Annotated in this window: 18 protein-coding genes and 4 pseudogenes; 4 read left to right on the forward strand and 18 right to left on the reverse strand. The window is 50.8% G+C overall.

Going from position 1 to position 19,559, the window contains the following annotated elements; genetic code table 11:
* The first annotated feature begins 1 nt into the window (after nt 1).
* From ABUK12_RS02580 to ABUK12_RS02590, 3 genes and pseudogenes are all read left to right on the forward strand, one after another.
* Nucleotides 2–1,171, forward strand: coding sequence for an MFS transporter (locus ABUK12_RS02580; RefSeq protein ID WP_410016808.1), 1,170 nt, complete (start codon nt 2–4; stop codon nt 1,169–1,171).
* A gap of 644 nt (nt 1,172–1,815) precedes the next feature.
* The gene (locus ABUK12_RS02585; RefSeq protein WP_410014821.1) at nt 1,816–2,601 is read left to right on the forward strand and encodes a class I SAM-dependent methyltransferase; all 786 of its coding nucleotides are present in this window, start codon (nt 1,816–1,818) and stop codon (nt 2,599–2,601) included.
* Nucleotides 2,602–2,824: 223 nt separating this feature from the next.
* Nucleotides 2,825–3,031, forward strand: a pseudogene (locus ABUK12_RS02590) (integrase core domain-containing protein); the annotation flags it as partial.
* A 12-nt stretch (nt 3,032–3,043) separates the two neighbouring features.
* Here ABUK12_RS02590 and ABUK12_RS02595 read toward each other — a convergent pair.
* From ABUK12_RS02595 to ABUK12_RS02675, 17 genes and pseudogenes are all read right to left on the reverse strand, one after another.
* Nucleotides 3,044–3,313, reverse strand: a complete 270-nt coding sequence (locus tag ABUK12_RS02595) for an HPr family phosphocarrier protein (RefSeq protein ID WP_410014822.1) — start codon at nt 3,311–3,313, stop codon at nt 3,044–3,046.
* A 27-nt stretch (nt 3,314–3,340) separates the two neighbouring features.
* Nucleotides 3,341–4,201: a class II aldolase gene (locus ABUK12_RS02600; protein WP_410014823.1), complete on the reverse strand. Its 861-nt coding sequence runs from the start codon at nt 4,199–4,201 to the stop codon at nt 3,341–3,343.
* 144 nt (nt 4,202–4,345) lie between these two features.
* The gene (locus tag ABUK12_RS02605; protein WP_410014824.1) at nt 4,346–5,827 is read right to left on the reverse strand and encodes an FGGY-family carbohydrate kinase; all 1,482 of its coding nucleotides are present in this window, start codon (nt 5,825–5,827) and stop codon (nt 4,346–4,348) included.
* Nucleotides 5,820–7,178 carry a PTS galactitol transporter subunit IIC gene (locus ABUK12_RS02610; protein ID WP_410014825.1) on the reverse strand — a complete coding sequence of 453 codons (1,359 nt, stop codon included), beginning with the start codon at nt 7,176–7,178 and terminating at the stop codon, nt 5,820–5,822. The genes ABUK12_RS02605 and ABUK12_RS02610 overlap by 8 nt, the downstream gene beginning before the upstream one ends.
* A 75-nt stretch (nt 7,179–7,253) precedes the next feature.
* Entirely contained in the window at nt 7,254–7,541 is a 288-nt protein-coding gene (locus ABUK12_RS02615; RefSeq protein WP_410014826.1) for a PTS sugar transporter subunit IIB, read from the reverse strand.
* Nucleotides 7,538–8,011, reverse strand: a complete 474-nt coding sequence (locus tag ABUK12_RS02620; RefSeq protein WP_410014827.1) for a PTS sugar transporter subunit IIA — start codon at nt 8,009–8,011, stop codon at nt 7,538–7,540. Before ABUK12_RS02620 ends, ABUK12_RS02615 begins: the two co-directional genes overlap by 4 nt.
* Nucleotides 8,012–8,082: 71 nt before the next feature.
* The gene (locus ABUK12_RS02625) at nt 8,083–8,829 is read right to left on the reverse strand and encodes a GntR family transcriptional regulator (protein ID WP_410014828.1); all 747 of its coding nucleotides are present in this window, start codon (nt 8,827–8,829) and stop codon (nt 8,083–8,085) included.
* Nucleotides 8,830–9,224: 395 nt separating this feature from the next.
* Nucleotides 9,225–11,642: a GNAT family N-acetyltransferase gene (locus ABUK12_RS02630; protein ID WP_410014829.1), complete on the reverse strand. Its 2,418-nt coding sequence runs from the start codon at nt 11,640–11,642 to the stop codon at nt 9,225–9,227.
* A gap of 70 nt (nt 11,643–11,712) precedes the next feature.
* Nucleotides 11,713–12,741 carry an L-threonine 3-dehydrogenase gene (gene tdh, locus ABUK12_RS02635; protein WP_410014830.1) on the reverse strand — a complete coding sequence of 343 codons (1,029 nt, stop codon included), beginning with the start codon at nt 12,739–12,741 and terminating at the stop codon, nt 11,713–11,715.
* 599 nt (nt 12,742–13,340) lie between these two features.
* The gene (gene tnpA, locus ABUK12_RS02640) at nt 13,341–13,505 is read right to left on the reverse strand and encodes an IS66 family insertion sequence element accessory protein TnpA (protein ID WP_410014831.1); all 165 of its coding nucleotides are present in this window, start codon (nt 13,503–13,505) and stop codon (nt 13,341–13,343) included.
* Nucleotides 13,506–13,931: 426 nt separating this feature from the next.
* Complete coding sequence (locus tag ABUK12_RS02645; protein ID WP_410014832.1) at nt 13,932–14,306, reverse strand: type II toxin-antitoxin system PemK/MazF family toxin; 375 nt, start codon at nt 14,304–14,306, stop codon at nt 13,932–13,934.
* Nucleotides 14,306–14,578 (reverse strand): antitoxin, encoded by a 273-nt coding sequence (locus ABUK12_RS02650; RefSeq protein ID WP_410014833.1) that lies wholly within the window; start codon nt 14,576–14,578, stop codon nt 14,306–14,308. Before ABUK12_RS02650 ends, ABUK12_RS02645 begins: the two co-directional genes overlap by 1 nt.
* Before the next feature lie 87 nt (nt 14,579–14,665).
* Nucleotides 14,666–14,899: a TrbM/KikA/MpfK family conjugal transfer protein gene (locus ABUK12_RS02655; protein WP_410016809.1), complete on the reverse strand. Its 234-nt coding sequence runs from the start codon at nt 14,897–14,899 to the stop codon at nt 14,666–14,668.
* Nucleotides 14,897–15,079, reverse strand: a pseudogene (locus ABUK12_RS02660) (IS66 family transposase); the annotation flags it as partial. The pseudogene ABUK12_RS02660 and the gene ABUK12_RS02655, both read right to left, overlap by 3 nt.
* Nucleotides 15,080–15,355 (reverse strand): annotated as a pseudogene (tnpB, locus tag ABUK12_RS02665) (IS66 family insertion sequence element accessory protein TnpB); the annotation flags it as partial. It abuts the pseudogene before it with no gap.
* A 448-nt stretch (nt 15,356–15,803) separates the two neighbouring features.
* A complete protein-coding gene (locus ABUK12_RS02670) occupies nt 15,804–16,496 on the reverse strand; it encodes an SDR family NAD(P)-dependent oxidoreductase (RefSeq protein WP_410014834.1) in 693 nt (230 codons plus the stop codon).
* The gene (locus ABUK12_RS02675) at nt 16,493–17,380 is read right to left on the reverse strand and encodes an NmrA family NAD(P)-binding protein (protein ID WP_410014835.1); all 888 of its coding nucleotides are present in this window, start codon (nt 17,378–17,380) and stop codon (nt 16,493–16,495) included. Before ABUK12_RS02675 ends, ABUK12_RS02670 begins: the two co-directional genes overlap by 4 nt.
* A 243-nt stretch (nt 17,381–17,623) precedes the next feature.
* Here ABUK12_RS02675 and ABUK12_RS02680 point away from each other — a divergent pair, with 243 nt between their 5' ends.
* Nucleotides 17,624–18,547, forward strand: coding sequence for a LysR family transcriptional regulator (locus tag ABUK12_RS02680; protein ID WP_410014836.1), 924 nt, complete (start codon nt 17,624–17,626; stop codon nt 18,545–18,547).
* 120 nt (nt 18,548–18,667) lie between these two features.
* Here ABUK12_RS02680 and ABUK12_RS02685 read toward each other — a convergent pair.
* A pseudogene (locus tag ABUK12_RS02685) lies at nt 18,668–19,465 on the reverse strand (tyrosine-type recombinase/integrase); the annotation flags it as partial.
* Nucleotides 19,466–19,559 lie beyond the last annotated feature (94 nt).

Here is a 19,559-nt window from a genome sequence, read left to right on the forward strand (position 1 = left end):
GATGGCCGTGTTTTCATTGGCAATGGGTGTGTTCGGGTTGCTGACGGCGGAGTATCTACCCGCCAGCCTGTTGACGCCAATGGCAGCCGATCTCGGCGTGTCGGAGGCGCTTGCCGGCCAAGCGGTGACGGTAACCGCCGTCATCGCCCTGTTTGCCGGGCTGCTGGTGCCCGGTCTGACGCGTAGGTTTGACCGGCGCGTCGTCTTGTTGGCTTTTACCGTGCTGATGATCGCCTCCAACGTGCTTGTGGCGTTGTCCTCCAGCCTGACAGTGTTACTGGTGATGCGTATTTTGCTGGGCATCGCGTTGGGCGGTTTTTGGAGCATGGCGGCAGCCGTGGCTATGCGGCTGGTGCCTGCGAAATCAGTGCCGCGGGCGCTATCCATCATCTTCAGCGGCATTGCGATCGGGACGGTGGTTTCTGTGCCGTTGGGAAGCTACCTGGGGGGACTCTATGGCTGGCGCAGTGCATTTGTGGCGGCGGCGGGTGTTGGCGGGTTAACACTTGTCTTCCAATTGTTCACGCTGCCCCGCATGACTGCGCGCAAGATGGCGCGCACCGCATCGGTTCTGGAATTGCTCCGCCGCCCAGGCATTGGGATCGGGATGATGGGCTGCGTGCTGGCTCACACGGGCCAGTATGCCTTGTTCACCTATATCCGCCCCGCGCTGGAAAGCGTGGCCCCTATTGATGCTGATGGTTTGTCTCTGATGCTTCTGGGGTTTGGTATCGCCAACTTCGTCGGCACGCTGCTGGCCGGCTGGCTGATGGAACGTAGCCTGCGCGCTACGTTGGTATTGATGCCTGCGCTGGTGGGCGTGGCGGCGTTCGGCATGATCTGGCTCCCCGTCCACGAAACAGGCCTGATGCTATTGGTGGCTTTGTGGGGGCTGGCCTTCGGCGGCGTGCCGGTGGCATGGTCTAACTGGGTGGCGCGTGCCGTCCCGGATCAAGCGGAGACCGCGGGCGGCATGGTCGTCGCGGCGGTGCAATCGTCAATAGCCGCCGGCGCCGCAGTGGGCGGCATAGTGTTCGGTTTTAGCGGCGTCACCGGCGTCTTTATCGCCGCAGGCGCTGTGATGCTGCTCGCTGCGCTTGTGATTGCCCTGGGTGTTCTGGTGGCGTTGCCACAGCACGGTGCGACAGCCGGCCAAGTACCGCACGTTTGACCAACATAGTCCCATGGGCGGGTCAATGATGGTATCCCGGCGCTGATCGTCACCGGTTGCGGAACATATTTAACACCCACCACCGGGTGCTGGTAAACCGACGGCGCAAAATGGCCCCGTGCTATCGCTATCGCTATCGCTAGCGCGACCGGGGCCGATTCAACTTTAACTATAATCCTGGCAAATGTCACAGCCCCGGGGTCGTGGCGGGAGATGGGGTCGACCCGGTGCCTGAATTGGACGCACAGCCTGACAACCCGCCAGTTATCAACGGGACATGAAGCGGCTTCACTCACCTTTGATAGCACAGGTGTCATGGAGATTGCTTTTTTTGACACAGGCCCATCAAAAATGGCAATTGATTTGCTTCCCTTCTCAGTTAATATGAATGTTATCTATGCGTTATCTGTCTTCTATATATAAAGATGTAAATCAGGCCGGCTTGATACCTTGATCAAAATGTTTATTAAAAAAATTTATGTTATTCATGAACATTATCATTGTCTCCACTGGTATTAAGTTTATAACATGTCGCTCTTCGGGTGAACCATAAAAATAAATTCTGTTAAATCATATTATCTTGTCAATTAGAGATGCCTACTGTTAAAAAATGTAACACCCTTCTAGGGCTTTACGGAGGACAAATGAGTGATTCCAATTCTCAAGACAACAATATAGGCCAAGAGTCCGCGACCACTTTTGACCCCGCAACTTTTGATGAATATGCTGAACTTTATGATTCTTTTTCTCTTCAACCCTATCGGACACAATTGGAAACACCCACCATAAAGTTTCATTTAGGAAAATTAAGCGGCAAGCGAATTATGGATTTCGGCTGCGGTCCGGGGTTTTATGCGCGGTGGCTGATAGATAATGGCGCTAAAGAGGTGTTTGGCTATGATATATCGAAAGGTATGCTTGATCATGCCATTTATCAAGAAAAAAAGGATGGCAAGGGTATCACATTTCTTTCCCATCTTGATGAATCATTAAATAACACTTTTGATATTGTACTATCGATCTATGTCATACCTTATATCAACAGCCTGGAAGATTTATCAACTTTGTTCATGTCTTTTGCATCCCTGCTTAAGCCCGGCGGAAAACTAATAACTCTGCCACTTCACCCTGATTTCAATACGGATCCGTTGTATTACCTCCCATTCGGCTTCAGTTTGACTGAAACAGAAGCCAGGGCTGATGGAAGCAAAGTTGGGTTGCACCTTCATAAACCGCCTTATGATATCGACCTGCAAACTTACTATTGGTCAGCTCATACTCTTGAAAGTACCTTGGCCGCGGCTGGATTTAACAATATACTATGGCGTCCGCTAATATGGGCGGAAAATACCTCCGCCGAGGATACGGCTTTTTTGCAACCTTATCAGCAGCAACCCCATGCAGCGATAATAGAATGCACGCGTGGGTAGAGAGATATAGGGGATGACAGGAAATGAAGCTATGTAATATCAAATCCAGCAAAGTGATGCGCCGCCATGGAACAGCTAACTGACCGACGATGATTTTTATAACTGCCATGGCTGGTTGAGCAGTCTTGACCATGCCATGGGAGCCGCGGAAATTCTGGCGCTTCATGATTAAGAAACTTTACTGCCCGCCCGCCCATTCTGGGCAGGCGAACATCAGCGCGGTGATAATGCGACGGTCGAGTCGTTCAACGGCAGACTCCGGCTGGGGTGCCTGAATGAGAAATGGTTCATGTCCTTGGCCGATGCGCGGTGCAAGATTGAAGCCTGGCGCGTACACTATAATCGGTACCGTCCCCATTCTGCCCTGGGCGGGATGACCCCGCCCAAGTTTGTTGAAGATGCGGCAGTGGTGGTAATCACATCAAGTTGAAGATTAAAATGACTAATCTTTTTCACCGAAGCCACGGGCAAATTCCGTTTTAAGTTCCTCCAAAAACTCATGCTCATCCTGACCGTCGCACAGCAAATCAATCGTGGTATTTCCTTTCACGCCGGCGCCTAATATACTCATCATTCCTTTAATCGGGATTTCCTTCCCGTTGTTTATCAGGGTAAGTGATGAATGATATTTTTTTACTATCTTGGCTAAACAAGCCGCCGGGCGGGCATGTAATCCCGTACTGTTTATTACTTTGACGCTTTGCCTGATCATACTATCCTCAGATGGTTTCGGTGAACCTTAAGATGCTTTACGAATATAGCGGTGACCTTTATTCATCATCAGGATTTTGGCGTAGACATCCTCTTCAACCGCATATTTTGCGCGCGCCATTACGCGGGCCAGGTTAGCCTCATTGTTATTATCAACATAGGCTTTGCCCACGGATGTAATAAACGCTTTTCGCAGGTCGCTGGCGATATTCACTTTGACAACATTGTAATTGACGAAGCTGCGCAGGATATCCTCATGAATACCTGAACCGCCATGAATAACCAGCGGCACCGGGGACACCGCGGCAATACGCTGGAGCAACGGAATATCGATACGGGGAATATCGTCCAAACCATGGACATTGCCCACCGAGACCGCGAGCAGGTCGCAGCCGGTTTGCTCGACGAACGCCTTTACTTTTTCCGGTTCGGTTTTACAGTCGGCTTCGCTGACATGATCGTCTTCTTTACCCAGAATGGCGCCGAGTTCCGCTTCAACAGGCACACCGAATAATTTGCAGAAATCAACCGCTTCACGCGTAAACGCAATATTTTCATCAAATGAAAACGCCGCGCCATCAATCATCACCGAGGTGAACCCAGCGCGCACCGCCTGTTTCACATCATCCAGCGATTTACCATGATCGAGATGCAAACTTACCGGGACATCCATTTTATCGGCATGCCGCTTAACAATTTCATAAATATAATCATAACCTGACAATTGGGCATTGGTCGGCGCGATCTGAATAAAATTAGGTAATCCCGATCGTTCAATGGCATTCAGAATAGAAATTGTGGTTTCCAGGTTCGTGGTATTAAAAGCACCCGCCAGCACTTTCTTTTCGCGAATTCGGTCGAGCAGGATCTTTCCATTAACTAATGGCATAGTATTTTCCTCATTTAGTGTTGCTAACATAGAGATAAATTTTAATTTACTAACCCAATTCCTCTCCTGGCTCATAAAATAATGCACTATTCAAGGCATTATTTTATTCAAGTTATTTGCTTAGGTACTTCGCGCCACCTAGGCTTATTCAGCAATAACACCTTCCTGTTGAAGCTTGAAGCGATAAAACTCCTGCCAGCGTAATTGATAACCTTGCAGCGCCCGGTATCGCCGCATATTGGGAAGATAGCGCGCGGCGACGGTCACCTCCGGCGGCGCCAGCGTCGGACAGGCGGTGAGCAGCGCCCCTACCGAGACGGCTTCATCAAATGCAATGGCGTCCACCGGGCGCTGCAAAATATCAGCTTTTAATTGCAACCAGAGCGGATTGCCTGTGGCCGGTCCAATCACCTTCAGCGTTTGCCCCGCAGGGACACCAAAGCAGGCAAAGCAGTTGGCGAATTCCATCGCCAGCCCCAGCGAAATACCAGCGACCAGCGTATCGATGGACAGACTGTCGCCCAGGCCATACAGCAGTCCCCGGGTATGACGGTTCTTATGCGGGGACCCCGAGCCGCGCAAATGGGGGATAAATACCGGCACATCCTCTAGTGTCCACATCTCGTCCAGATAATGCCGGTAGCCGCGCTCCAGGGCAGCTTCGATTTCGCCGAAGGTAAAACGAAAGGTGTTGCTCAGCCATTCCAGGGCAAAACCGCCGACCGGCAAAGAGGCGAACAGGGTATAAAGATCCGGCAACGAATAACGGCCATTGGCCAGTTTGTCCCGGCTTGCCTGTACGCTCAAGGCGGGGCGGGAGTTGAGCAGCAAAATGCCCTCTGTCGTCCCCGTTGAGTTCAATATTTCCCCCGTCTTCATTTGCAGGGCCCGGGCGCCCACCATGTGGTCGTGTCCGGCTAGCGTGACGCTGACGTGTTCGCAGAAACCCAGATCGCGGCCCAGTTCGGGAGCGACCCAGCCCGCAACTTCCCCCGGCGTCAGCAGCGGCGCAAAGGCGGCAAACGGCAGTTGCATAATATCGGCTGCTTCCCGCGACCAGGCGCCGTGGCTGACATCGAGGCAAAGTGTGCGGCTGGCGAGCGTGATCTCGGTGCGTCGTTGTCCGGTTAGCCGCCACAGCAGTAACTCGGGGGCATGCAGCCAGCAGATGTCTTCCCGTCCGTGTAAATGATAGCGATCCAGCAACCAGCGCATTTTGAAAGCGGAGTAGTTACTGTGCGGAGGTAACCCGGTGATGGCATACAGCCTTGCGCTTTCCACCTCGCTCAGCGCCGCCAGATATTCTTCGCCGCGGCGATCATACCAAGCCAGCATCGGCGTCAGTATTTCTCCCTTATCATCAATGAACACACCGGATTCGCCAAAGCTGGCAATACTGATGCGTCCCACCGGCAGCGATGATTCCGCCGCCAGGCCGGACATTGCCGCCTTAATCTCCAGCCACAGCTGGTCGACGTCAAAATCAACCGCGCCCTGCGTCGATATCAGTTTGGGAGTAACAAATTTTCTGGCCCCCAGCCGCGTGGCATCCTGGCAGGAAAAACAGGTGACTTTACAATTGGTGGTACCGATATCAATGACGATAGCCGCGCTGGAATCAGGCATATACGTTTCTCCGCGTCATTCGGAACACCCCATATAGCACCAGGCCGATTACCGGCACCAAACCGATAGCGATAATGTTGCCGTTAAAGATTTCAAGCAGCCAGAAGCGGAATGGGTTGCCGCCATCCAGGAAACTGGAAACCTGCCCGCTAGAGCCATCAGCAAATTTAAAGTTGACGTCTTTCGCCATAGTGGTGATAAACGGCGCGATTTTGGTGGCAATCCACAGGTCCGCGGCAATGACCGGAATCGCCCCCAGCAGGGTGCGGAAAATGTTGCCGCGGCAGGCCAGCGCAATCATTGACGCCATCACCGCCAGATTCGCCAAATCCCCGAGCGGCAGCACTTTATTTCCCGGCAGAACAAAAGCGATGAAAACCGAAATGGGCGTCAGCAACAGCGCCGTTGAGATAATTGCCGGGTTACCTACCGCCACCGCGATATCCAGCCCGATGTATAAATCATCGCGCCCCGGATATTTGGCGTTGAGGTATTTTTTGATGGCCTCTGACAGCGGCAACAGGCCTTCCATCAGGATGCGGACCATACGCGGCAGAATAAACATTACCCCGCCGATACTGATACCCAATAACAGGATATGTTTGAAATCATAACCGGCGATAACGCCCAGCAGCACGCCAAGGATGGTGCCCACCATCATCGGTTCACCGAAAATGCCGAGCTTCTTCTGCACAGTTTCCGGATCGATATGAATACGGTTAAGCCCCGGGATTTTTTCGATGATTTTGTCCACCAACAGCCCTATTGGGAAGAACACCACCGCGGATAGCGTCGGTAATGAAATACCCTCCAGACCGAAATACTTCTGCACCATCGGCGCAGACCAGTCCGCCAGTTTGAGTACCACCACCGCGGCGATGCCGGCGGCCAGCAGACCAAACACGAAACTGCCCGTACTGTAATAAACCAGGGTACCGGCCAAGGCGAAGTGCCAGTAATTCCACATATCCACATCGACGGTACGCGTTTTGTTAAGCGCCAGCATCGCCACGTTAATCAGGATGGTCAGCGGGATCACGAAAGGCGCGATCGGCGATCCCCAGGTAATGGCGGACAGCGGCGGCCAGCCAAGATCCACTACCGGCAGGTTGATACCGGTACGTTCCACCATGGCCTGGGCCGCGGGTCCCACGTTGCTGGTCAAAATATCAAAAATGGCATAGATTCCCACGAAGCCGATACCGACAGTGAGGGATGAACGCAGCGCTTTGGCCGGTCTTACTTTAAAGAACAAAGCAAGAATAAATAATACCAGCGGCAATAATACCGTCGGGCCAAAACCCAGGATATATTGCACGACCGTATATAGGGTATGGGCTATTTCATTCATGGCAAACCCCTGTTGCAGACGTAACGGGACCTCGCGTTAGCGCCTTTATAAATTAATCGGAATAGTTTAAATTAATTATTTTTGGTCTTTCAGGATCGATGCTATTTTCTCCAGCACCTTATCCTCGCCTATGCCCGTAATTATAGGTAGGCCATTAACTACCGGAATATCCAGTTCATAAGGCACTTTGGTGGTGGATACCACTAAAGTCGCCCCGTCGGTATTGCTCGGCAGGGACGCGACATTAGTTTGTGAATAATTGACATCCAGTCCTTGTTCCTTACAATACTCCATTACCTTTTCGGCCACCGCGGTGGAGGTCGCGATGCCGGTGGCGCATACAAATAAAATAGTCTGGCTCATATTTCACCTCGTTCATTGAGTTTATCTAAAATAGCCTGGTGAATTTGTTCATTACTCATGGCGAATAATTTCTGCATAAACCCGTCATCCTGAATCAGATCCATTATCCAGCCCAGCACATTGAGTTGCTTGTTGCTTTCACTCAGCGCCAGTAAGAAAACCACGCGCACCGGCACCGGGTCTGGCTCACCGCCCATATCCGCGAACGCCACCGGCTCCGGCAGGATACCAATGGCGAAGGCGTTGCGGCGCACATAACGATGATCGGTATGCGGTATTGCTACGCCAACCGGATCTGTAGGCAGGCCGGTAGGGAATTTCTTTTCACGCGCCAGGACATGGTCGGCAAAATCCCCGACCACCTGTCCATCGGCAATCAGCGGTTGCGCCAGTCGGCGGATGAGCGCATCAACACTCATTCCCGCAGGGATGCGTTGAACGTACTCGGATTTGAATTCAATGCCCTGCATAAATTCCTCATTAATCACGTTACTCGACAATGGCTTGGATTGATGACGATTGGATAATTATCAAAACCGCCTCAACTCACCTCCCGGCGCTGCAGGATGGTGCCCAGATAGTATTTATTACCTTTCAGCCAGACATTGCCGAACTCTACGGGCAAAGTCCGGGAGAAAAAAACCAGCTGTTCCAGGTGTAATACCGGCGCTTCTTCGCTGATATCCAGGAAATGACCACGCTCATTACCAATCAACCGGGCGGCGTAACGGCTTTCTGAGTAGCGGATTTTTTGCTGAGAAAGGCGCTCGATCGTTGGAAACAAATTTTCCTTGTTAAAATCCACTTCGGTAATGCCCGGACAAAGCTCAATATTAATACGGTTCTCAATCAGCATGGCCTTTTCATCGCCAATAGAACGCAGACGTTCAAGGTATAAAATGTCCTGCCCCGGTTTTATTTGCAGCTTCTCAGCAACAAAACGATTTGCTGATTCAATTCGTGAAGTTACCACACAGGTGCTGAAGCTGATTTTTTGACTTTCCAGCGATTCGGCAAACGACAATAATCCTTCACCCAGCGGGTAGGCGATGTTCTCCTTTTTGACAAAAGTGCCTTTTCCCTGGACCTGAACCAGCGTCCCGGCTTTCACCAATTGGGCGACCGCCTTCTTTACGGTGCCCCGGCTGACTTCCAGCATGTCCATAATCTGGAATTCAGAGGGAATACGGTCGTCCTCGACCAACTCTCCGGTGTAGATACTTTCTCTTATCCACTCCGCCACCTGCTGGTAAAGTGGGATCTGGGAATTTTTACTTAAAGCTTTCATGGCGCGCACCTGAACATCCTGAGTTGTCTATAGACAATTATGTACAACTTCACGACTATAATATGAAAAACGGCGAATGATGTGATGGAGAGGGGTCACATTTTCAGGGACCGGATCAGGATCGAAAAAAGGTGATATAAGTCACATTTATTCAGAAAAGCAGCTGTCAGAAAAATACTCGGATCGGCATCCCCAATAACGCATGAATGATAGTGTCGCGCGCATTGCGCTGAAATAAATACGGCCGGGGGAGGCCTGGGCGCCTCCCGCGTATTTGTTCATGGGCTCGGACAGCGGTGGCGACCGGCCGGCGCTGATGTACACGCCGATAGGGCGTTGCAAACCCCTTTTTATCAGCCACGCCATCGCGGCTAACCAAGGCGACGACATTCCATTTAGTTTTTCGCTCCTGGCAGATCGCCATGCTCCCCCAATTGTTGCACGTCAACAAATACGCCGTCAGGGTCGTATTCAAGCCTGAGCCTTTGCAATCGTTCCCAATTTTCAGCGGCGAAGCACCTGCTGGTCTCGGCCGCCCTTGTCTCAAGATCGTACTCGTTGATATAACTGCTACGGGCAATCTCCTGAAGCTCGTCATACATCTGTTTTAACCAATATCGATTGATATTGTCATCTTTTGCATCGTTCCATTGGGCGTATGTGGATACAAAAAACTTGCCCTGTGCCGAAAATGCGGCTTGCGGATAGGTGGTCACACCCCGCCAGAGAATCGCGGCAAGGGTACTCCGAGAAGGCGCGCCTGATAAATACCGGGATAGGATGGAAACCAATTCCTGCGTGTTATCTGTAAGGATATTGTCGGCACAAAACCTTTTTGATAACACCATGCCGTTGAACTGCTCGTAAATGGCCTCGAAGTTTGAGGGCTGGTCGATGGCCAAAGCTGTGAGCGGCAGTTCCAGGCTGGCTTCAAAAGATTCGCGTAGCGCCTGCGCTTCTTGCGGGCTAGCGGCGAACGCCAAGATATTTAACTGCACTGCCGGTATGCCACCCGTCGTCGTGGGGCTGACAGACAGCGTCACCTGAAGATTTGCAGGGGGAGATGCGACGTCAAGCCCCGCCAATAAATCGTGCAAATGCGTGAAAGGTAGCGTGTATAAGCTGTTGGTTATTGCCCGAGGCAACGAGTAGCAACTGAGGTAAAAGCGGGTCACGACAAAAAACGAACAGGGCCCGGCGCCACGAGCGGCCCAGAACAAGTCTGGCTCCTGGGTTTCGGAAACATGTCGTAGACGACCGTCCGCGGTGACAATGTCCAGGGCTTGTACGTTGAACACGCTCATTCCTCCCCATTGGCTGCAGTTGATCCCAAGCCCTCCACCCAACAGGAATCCGCTGATACCCACTTCTTTTACATGCCCTGTGGGAAAAGCCAAACCTTTAGCCGCCAGTGCATGACTCAATTGGCCGCTACTGACCCCAGGTTCAACGATGGCGCGCTTGCGCCGGCTATCGATATCAAGTCCCTTCAAGCCGGAAACATCCAACATCAGCGAATCAAAGCGAAGAAAACAACCGGCGTAGTTATGCCCATTTCCACGCACGCTCACTTCCATGCCTCGCTCCTTGGCAAATGCAATCGCGCGAATCACATCGGCCTCAGTCGCGGCGCGTACTATTCCGGCAGGTCTACGCGTTGGGCCTCGACCGTTCCAGGTACTGGTGAGGTACCACTCATCAAAGGCGGGATGCGAAGCAAGACGAACCTCGCCATCCAGTTGCGATGCCAGCTTCAGTCGAGACACAGAAGTCTGCGTAGCGGCGGGTATCCCCAAGTCCTGGCTGACGATGGAATACAGCCGTTTCGGTTTCAATCCCAAGCGAGTCTTGATGCGGGCATTCAAGCGGCCGCCCTCGATAAGATTAATTCCGCTTTCGAATGCATAGCGGTACAGGGCAGCGAAGGCCAGGGTATAAGGGCTGAATTCGGAATGCTCGTAATCCATGCCGGCCGACCAGGCATGGAGAGTTCCGTCTTCCTCGAAGCAGATAATGCCGCTGACAATTTGCCCGTTCTGTTCTACGACGCTAAGGCGAACCAGATCGCCGCAAAGACGGCAAAAAACAGCCAATTGTGCTTCTGGCCAATAATGCGGCGTCCCCAGCCGTTTGGTTGTCAAATAACACAACCGGGCCAGTTTCTCAATTTCATTATCAAAGGGAGGAGCCAGTATTCGAACTCGCGCACCGCCGCGTTTAAAGATACGAAGCTGGCGTACCATTTCATGACGCCCGTCCTTTGGCAAAGCCTGCACAAAACTGTCAAAATCCGCAAAAGCATCCAGTTCGAGTGTATATTTATCCACCATGTAATTTATATTCAGCCCATAACGTTGAGCTTCACGCAGAAGCACGCCATCCTGCACATTGAGAAAACAGAAATAGCGCGCCTTCTCAGCCAGTGCGATACTCGTAAGAGCATCGAATATTAGGGCATACAGACTAGGGGCATCGCCCAGCATCGGGATTGTGGTGTCCGTACAATGCATGATATGACTGAACAGTCCGCGCTCTTCAGGTATTATCGAGAGCTTAGCGGAGGAAACCAATAACCCTAACGGATCAACAGACTTAAAGTCTTGCAGATAAATCGGGACCAGCGCAACCAGCCGCCTTTCCTCCCGCGCCAGCACATAGAAGATTTTACTGACATTTAACAAGGGTGACTGCTCAGCCGCGATAAGAAATCGCAGATCGTAAAACATGGGCGCCTTGCTTTGAAGAAAAAACGCGCGATACTCAGCCGGATCCAGGTCTTTAACGGTATTGATAATATCAAGGGTAATGGTCATCGCAACCTCCGTTGGCTTATCGGACTGGCAAATAATTTTTCTGACAAACAGAGCCGTAACGACTCTGTCCTTAAGTAGACCAATTCAAAATAACCTTGCCGGCTGTCCCTGCTTGCATCGCCTGGAAACCTGCGTGGAAGTCATCGACAGGCAAGCGGTGAGTGATGATATCCCTAACGTTCAAACCGCTTTGTAGCATGTTGAGGGTCTTGCGCCAGGTCTCGAACATTTCTCGCCCATAAACCCCTTTGATACGCAGGCTCTTGCAAACTACTGTATTCCAATCCAATGTCACTTTACGCGTAGGCAATCCCAGACAGGCTATCTGGCCACCGGAAGTCATGGCACCGATTAAGGATTCCAGCGCTTCATTACTACCACTCATTTCAAAACCGATAGGGAATCCATCAGACAAACCGTAACGCTGAGCAACTTCTGTTAACGACGTGTTGTCCGGATCCAGGGTAATCGCGTCGACTATCCGGTTCGCAAGCGCTAGGCGCTCGGCATTGATATCGGCGATGAATATACGATGCGCGCCGACAAATCGCGCAACCGCGGCCGCCATTATCCCAATAGGCCCCGCACCCATGATCAATACATCGTTGCCCACCAAATCAAATGACAGAGCGACATGAACCGCATTACCAAGCGGGTCGAGAATAGCCCCCAGTTCATCGTCAATCTCATCGGGGAGAGCAATAACATTGAATGCAGGCAGCGCCAGATACTCCGCAAAGGCACCGGGGTGGTTTACTCCTACTGACAAGCTATGAGGATCAAGATGAAAATTTCCTGCCCTGGCTGCGGTGCAACCGAGATCGACAAGATGTCCCTCACCGCTGACGCGCTGGCCAATGCTTATTTGCGTGACATTACGGCCTACTTCTACAACTTCTCCGGCATATTCATGGCCTGTTACCAGAGGAACGGGTACCGTTTTTTGGGCCCATTCGTCCCAGTTCCATATATGCAGATCCGTTCCGCAAATACCGGTCTTGCGGATCTTGATCAGCACCTCATCATCGCGAACTTGTGGGATCGGTACGTCCTGTAACCAGAGCCCAGCGCGAGGATTTGCTTTAACTAACGCTCGCATATACTGTCTCCTACAGTCATTGTGATACAAGGGACATATTTTTTTGAAACTACCGCTGTCGAATATCGCAACATTATGTTGCTTTAAATAGGCTGGTGGATTTTGTGATGCAATGGATATGTTTTGTAGCAAATATATGTCATGTGGTTCTTGATCAGCATCGCCAATTCTAAAAACTAGAACGTCATTTTCTATTATCAACTTCTTCCTCTTGCCTTGCGCTGTAATGGGTCCTTTCCATTTATCTCAGTATATAATACTAATTATGTATATTTACAGGTGGTTTCTTCATGGTAGAGCTCAATAGGAAGATTAGTTTAATCCATTGAAATATATTGCTATATAAAATTGATTTAGCACTCAAGGCATGAAAATCCATATCTCCGACGGCGCGTTTGATAACTAAATAATTTTTTGACACCAATACGCTGCATTGTCAGGGATGAAATTAGCGATTTATAGATTTCTTTTTATGAAATCACCGAATTTCTTATATAAATCAGTTGAAAAATACTGTGTTAGGCGCATGGAGTGGGGGAAGTATTATGCGGTTGGTCCCACTGCGGTAATTTTTATCCATAACATTGCCAGATATGAACCTAACAATAAAAATTACTGAATGTCATACCCTGCTGTTCACAATAAGGCTGTTTAGTTAATCCGCGGTGTTGCCAAGCATCAATATGCTGCTGCTGTTCAGTCCGGGTGTGCCGCTTTATCATGATTGAATTCACGCTGGTAAATGAGTGAAATGAATATTTCATAGCGACTATCTATCAGCGAGGCGATATGCCCGATCCCTTACGCGAAATCGCTACTAAATCAAAAACAAAAAGCCCGCGTCAGGTCATCCCTAACGCGGGCTTTTCTAAAATCTTGGCTCCTCTGACTAGGATCGCCGTTGTCAGTAAGTGGCTAATAAATAATATAAAGCAGGACACTGCTCTTATCAAGACCCCCAAAGTGACCACCACGTAGCGAAGATTGGAATAGGGTATGTGAAAGCACATAATCGTTCCCATAAAGACAGATCAAGGCAGTAAACATGACCGCTTCCGGTGGAACGCGCCATTTACAAGCTAGGCAGCGGCATGATGTTGCGCAACCCACTTAAATCAGTGGAAGATGCATGCTTCCCCAGGTGGATGCCTGAGGAAATTGTATTATAATGGGATATATTCTGGCTGAGATTAATTCAGTTGAGGGTCCAGAATATCAATAACTTTTGCCAAAACCTCGTCAACGATACTAGATTCGGCCGTTGCAGCATATTTTGCCTGACGCTCAATCAGGTCTAAGGATCGAACCTGATAACATAGCGCTACACCGGTAATCTTGCCGGTATCGGTACTTGCACCATCAAAATAAACGGTAACCGCTTCTGATCGAGCCAACCCGCCACCACCGGTGATAGGTACACAAATAGCCGTACCCAACTTTTTGTTAAGCGCCTGCTCAGTGATAATCAGGTAAAATTGCGGGCCTTTAAACTCTCTTCCGCTGACCGGATCGCCGCTCGCATGCCAAATTTCACCCTTCGCCGGGGCGCTTCTTCTGCGAACCATTAAATCACCTCTTTACCGACCGGATGAGAATTCAGCTCGTCATAAGATGCTTCGTTGAACGCACGTACTTCTTCCTCATCAATGCCCTGCAACAACGTTGCGAGCGATTTGCGACCGCGCGCTACCCTGCCTGCCGGTTTAATGCTGATCGTGTCCCCGGAAGCTTTTACATCGAGTTTTATACCTACTTGCCATCCCATATCAGTGGCGATGTCGCTAGGGATTGTAAGAACCACGGCGCCCCCCTGCTGGCGTAAACGAGTAAGTGACATAGTTTTCTCCTAAGCTATCAGTGTAACTTTATCTCATATGCACTCTAGCATAAAATCTCATAAAGTCACACATTTCATCATCGGAAATTAGCTGATGATTAGGCTGATAATTTCCGGGTCCGCTGATTCGCATTCGAGCAAAAATGCTTTACGGGCATCGGCTGTATGGCTGGGGATAAAACCGTGTTTGTTCTTTTTTACGATATGAAAGAAAGAGCGTTCAGCGGGATGACCTTGACTTCCTCCGCCGTTTCCCGTCGTTTTACCGTACATACATAAAACGACTTCACAGGCATCAGCGGCCATCACAGAAGATGACATTTCCGACAGGCGATATAGCGGCAAGTGCCCGGCGTATTTCGCCGTCATCACGCGCGCCAGCAGGCCCGGTCCGGCGATGCCGCGCTCGATGGGACGCGACGGCGCCGGCGCCTGGACGATGACATCGCAGCGGGCGCAGGCTTTCTTTTTACGCCGGGTTTTTATCACCTTGAAGGCGCTTTTGGCTTGCGTCAGGAAGACTTTACCCTCCTTGACCTGCGGCCAGACCAAGCGGCCGCGCTCAAGGCGTTTTGCCTGCAGGCACAGGCCGTCACCGGTTGACCACAGGACCTTTATCAGGTTGCCTCGTTTCCCCCGGAAGACAAAGACATGGCCGGACAATGGATCTTCCCGGAGGGCGGACACGACTTGGCCGGCCAGGCCCTGAAAGCCCTTTCGCATGTCAGTCTGGCCGGCGACCAGCCAGATACGGGTGCCCGCCGGTAAGCCGATCATGATTGCGGGCCTTGCATGAACTCACGAACCAGGACGGTCAGCAACTCGGCCGAAGGTGACGTCAACATCATCCGTCCCCGGGGAAATGTGATTTCACAGGAACAGGGGTGCTCCAGCGGAGATCTCTGCGGGGCAGCAGGCGTCACGGGATTTTCGGTGATATGGACAGGTAAAAGCGTGGGGGCGGGCGGGGTGTGACCGGCTATGGATGCTGTCGGAAATCGGGCCAAGTAGCCCGATGGGCAACATCTCAGAACTCACAAAGGTAAAACAGCCGACGGCTAGCGCAAGCATTGCCAGCTAGGTGCGCGCGGTAGCGCGGTCCGGCAAACTCTCTGCTACGGTCCGTTGTGCAGATAATGCAGTATTGTCGGAAGAAGGGGTCGACATAGTGTTCCTCAGCTTTAAAGTGTAATGAACTGCCAACGCCATTAATGGCGCTGATGACTCACCATTCCAGCGTTTTGCCCTGGTAATTAAGGAAAGCGATACCTCGCTGGTTAAAACGGGTCATCAGCATTTCTGTTACGCCGCGTGTACTGGTTTCGATATCCAGTAGCGCATCAGGACCACCCATTTCAGTACGTACCCAACCGGGCGCTACCGCCGTCAATGACCAAGGTGTCTGCGGGTTTTCTGCGATAAAACTGCGCAGTGACTGATTCAGCGCCGATTTACTGGAACGATAAGGTTCCCATCCACCCTGCGTATTCGCCGCAATACTTGCCAGTTCTGATGACATAACGGCGACCACACCGTCGGCCCGGACCGTCGGTGACAGAATGCGTAAGGCAGACATTGCACCTACGACATTGGTGCGCATTACTGTTAGTAGCCGCTGAGCGAAAGATTCATCAGGAGAGCCCACCGTTCCGGCGTTCACCATCAGCAGATCCAGCGTTTTTCCTGCCAGGCGAGTATACAATTCTTCAAGTGACTCATCGCTGTTCATATCAAGTGTTTCAACAGACAAATGTGAGTCGCGCGCGGCGAGCTGACGCAGTTCAGGGCGGGTTAAGCCCTCACGTTCAGTAGCAATGACTTGCCAGCCACGTTCCAGAAAGCGTTCAGTTAACCCCAGCCCCAGGCCACGACTGGCCCCAATAATTAATGCGGTAGGTTGATTTTCCGACGTACTCATAAAATCTCCGGTTGTTCAGAAAAATGTTTTTTAATCAATGTGCTCAATACGGCTTCCAATCCAAGTATCCCCACCCGCTGCTCGGTTTGACTGCCTGAAAATGTAATCCAGCCAGCATTGAAGCCATCAAGCATTTGTATTCTTGGTAACGGGTTTTGCATACCCTGAGCAAGAAACAGGGCATTCCAGTCGTAGCGAGGTACGGCATATGCTTTTACCTTCCGTCCCAATAGCCGTGTAAAGCTGGCGGCCAGTTGGTTTGGACTGATACTCTCTGGTCCGCGAAGCTCAATGATCCGCTTTCCGGACCATGTTTCCTGCAACAATGCAGCCGCAGTGCAGCCAACATCAGCAGTAGCCACCATAGGAATAGCCCGGTCCAGCGGTTGCAAAAAAGACGGGATCTCTCCCTGCTCCTGTGCTGAGGGGATATCCCATGCGGCATTTTCAATAAACCAGGCAGCTCTAATGAATGCGGTAGGCAGTGGTAATGTGCCTAATACGTCTTCCATGATTCCCAGTTGGGTTAGCAAGTTCGGCTGCGTGGCCTGTGCACCAATGGTGGATAAACACACCACCTTTTGAGGACGAGTTTCCTCCAGCGCGATACGTAAAGCAGTAATGATTTCACGACTTTCTGGAAAACCCGCAGACGGGTCAAAATTAGGCGGTAAAAGAATGAAAACACCCTCAACATTTGTGAATGCTTTGCTCAGGGCTACCGCATCATTCATTTCTGCAATCGCCACATCACAACCCTGGCTGGCCCAGTACTGACCCTTTTTCACAGAGCGAACAACAGCACGCACTTCATGGTTCTTTGAAAGTAATAAGCGAGCAATCACACCGCCAACCTGGCCAGTAATACCAGTAATAACGAACATAGGTGATCCTCTATGAGTGTATTAATAATGAATGGTGGAAAGTTTACGGTACAAAAATTAGTTAATCCATATCATCAATGTCACATTTGAAGTGACAAAAAGTCATTAATTATGGCGGTATATTGGTATTGATCTCACCGGATTATGTAACGCGAAAGGGTATGAATAACTGATAACTCATGACAAAATGTCATGGTTATATAGAGTTCGAGGCCTTTACCAGTCAGAATAAAGGGAGAAAAAATGGCATTCGACGAGCGCATGTTAAAGGGTATGGGCGTACTATCTGCTGTGGTAAATGGTGGGAGTTTTGCCGCTGCGGCTGAAGCATTGGATATGTCCCCATCAGGCGTAAGTCGTGCGATCGTCCGGCTGGAAGGTCGGCTTGGTATCCGTCTGTTTGAACGTACTACCCGAGCAATATCTTTAACTGATGAGGGGCACCGTTTCTATCAGCAAATCGCCCCGTTACTGGCCGGACTGGAAGAGGCCGCAGCTTGTGCGATCAATGGTCGTATTTCCGTACGCGGACGCCTGCGGGTCAATGTGCATCCGTTTTTTTCAAGACTGATACTTGGGCCTCGGTTAGGAAGTTTTCTAAAACAATATCCTGAATTGCAGGTTGAGCTTTCTACTCGTGAAGAGCTGGGCGATCTGGTTGCAGAGGGGTTTGACCTGGCAATTCGTTTTGGTGAACATAAATCCTCGACGTTAGTAGCGCGTAAACTACTAAACACCCGTATTCTCACGGTTGCTTCACCTGCATATATTAAGCAGCATGGAAAGCCAGTGACGCCTGATGATTTGGCTTTACCCGAACACTCATGCATTCAGTTTCGATCTCCCGAAACGGGCAAACTCTTTACCTGGGAATTTCAACGTGGTAAAGAGATAAAATCGCTGAATTTGAGTGGTCAGCTTATTGTGAATAATGTCGGTACTATGCATGGCGCCTGTCTTGCAGGATATGGAATTGCACAGGTCATGGAGTTGGGCGCTGAGCATCTACTAGCACAGGGTAAACTGGTTAATCTGTTCCCTGAATGGCCTGATGAACTTTTTCCACTTTACGCACTATATCCGTCACGCAATCATCTACCGGCGAAAACCCGTGCTTTCCTGGATTTTGTCTCTTCGGTGGTTGCTTGCCCTGTTACACAATCCTGACAAAGGACACCACATCTGTTGGGGAGTGCGGACGAAACTTGGACTGCTTTGGAGGTAGTCCATGTATTCGTTCGAAGAGCGTATCCGTGCTGTTGAACTCTATGTCAAATATGGCAGAAAAGCTTCGCGGGTGGCGGGAATGGTCCAGATTCGGTTTCTGAAATCAATCTCTGACCATCGGGCAAAACGCAGTTCACTGGAGCGGATAAACCGGTGAAGCGTCAGCAGAACGGCCAGATGGGTTAATTCCCGTCCCTGCTGATAGTCATCAATGCGTTCCAGCAGTTCCGGCAGACGCTCCAGTGGCAGGGCAGGGTAGTGGCGCGTAACGGGTGGGGCTGTCACGCCATCTAGATTCGCCGCCGGGTTATTTTCTATTAACCCCTGATGCACGGCATAGCGCATGACGTTACAGAGATGCTGCCTCGTGCGGGACGCGACTTCCAGCAGATCTTTCGCCTCGATATCTTTCAGCAGATCGATGAAATGACGGGGTTTCAGTTCTGTTACCGGCAGATGACCAATTACCGGAAAGATATGATTTCTCATGCTGGCAAGCAGGCGGTCTGCGGTATTCTGCGACCACTTCTTATTATTTTTATGCCAGCCCAGTGCCGCGGTCTCAAAGACTTTTTCCGGCGAGCGGGCGGCCCTTTCGGCGATACGTTGCTGAGCGGGGTTAATGTTTTGCGCCAGCAACTTGCGGATACCGTCGCGTTGCTGCCGTGCGCCAGACAGAGATACATCGGGATAAGCACCTAAACCAAGGCGGGATTCTTTACCGTTGATACGGTACTTGAGATACCAGAGACGTGAACCGCCTGGATTGATCAAAAGATACAAACCGTGTGAATCGGAGATTTTGAAAGGTTTATCAGAGGGCTTGAGACTGCGGATTTTCGTGTCGTTGAGAGACATTTGGGGGTCACTCCGTCATCGAACCAACATGACCCCAAATCTGACCACTAAATTCTCCCGATGCAGAGGGAAAACTGAAAATGCACCGGGAAGA

This window comes from Sodalis sp. C49 (genome assembly GCF_046352915.1).
Taxonomy (GTDB): domain Bacteria; phylum Pseudomonadota; class Gammaproteobacteria; order Enterobacterales; family Enterobacteriaceae; genus Acerihabitans.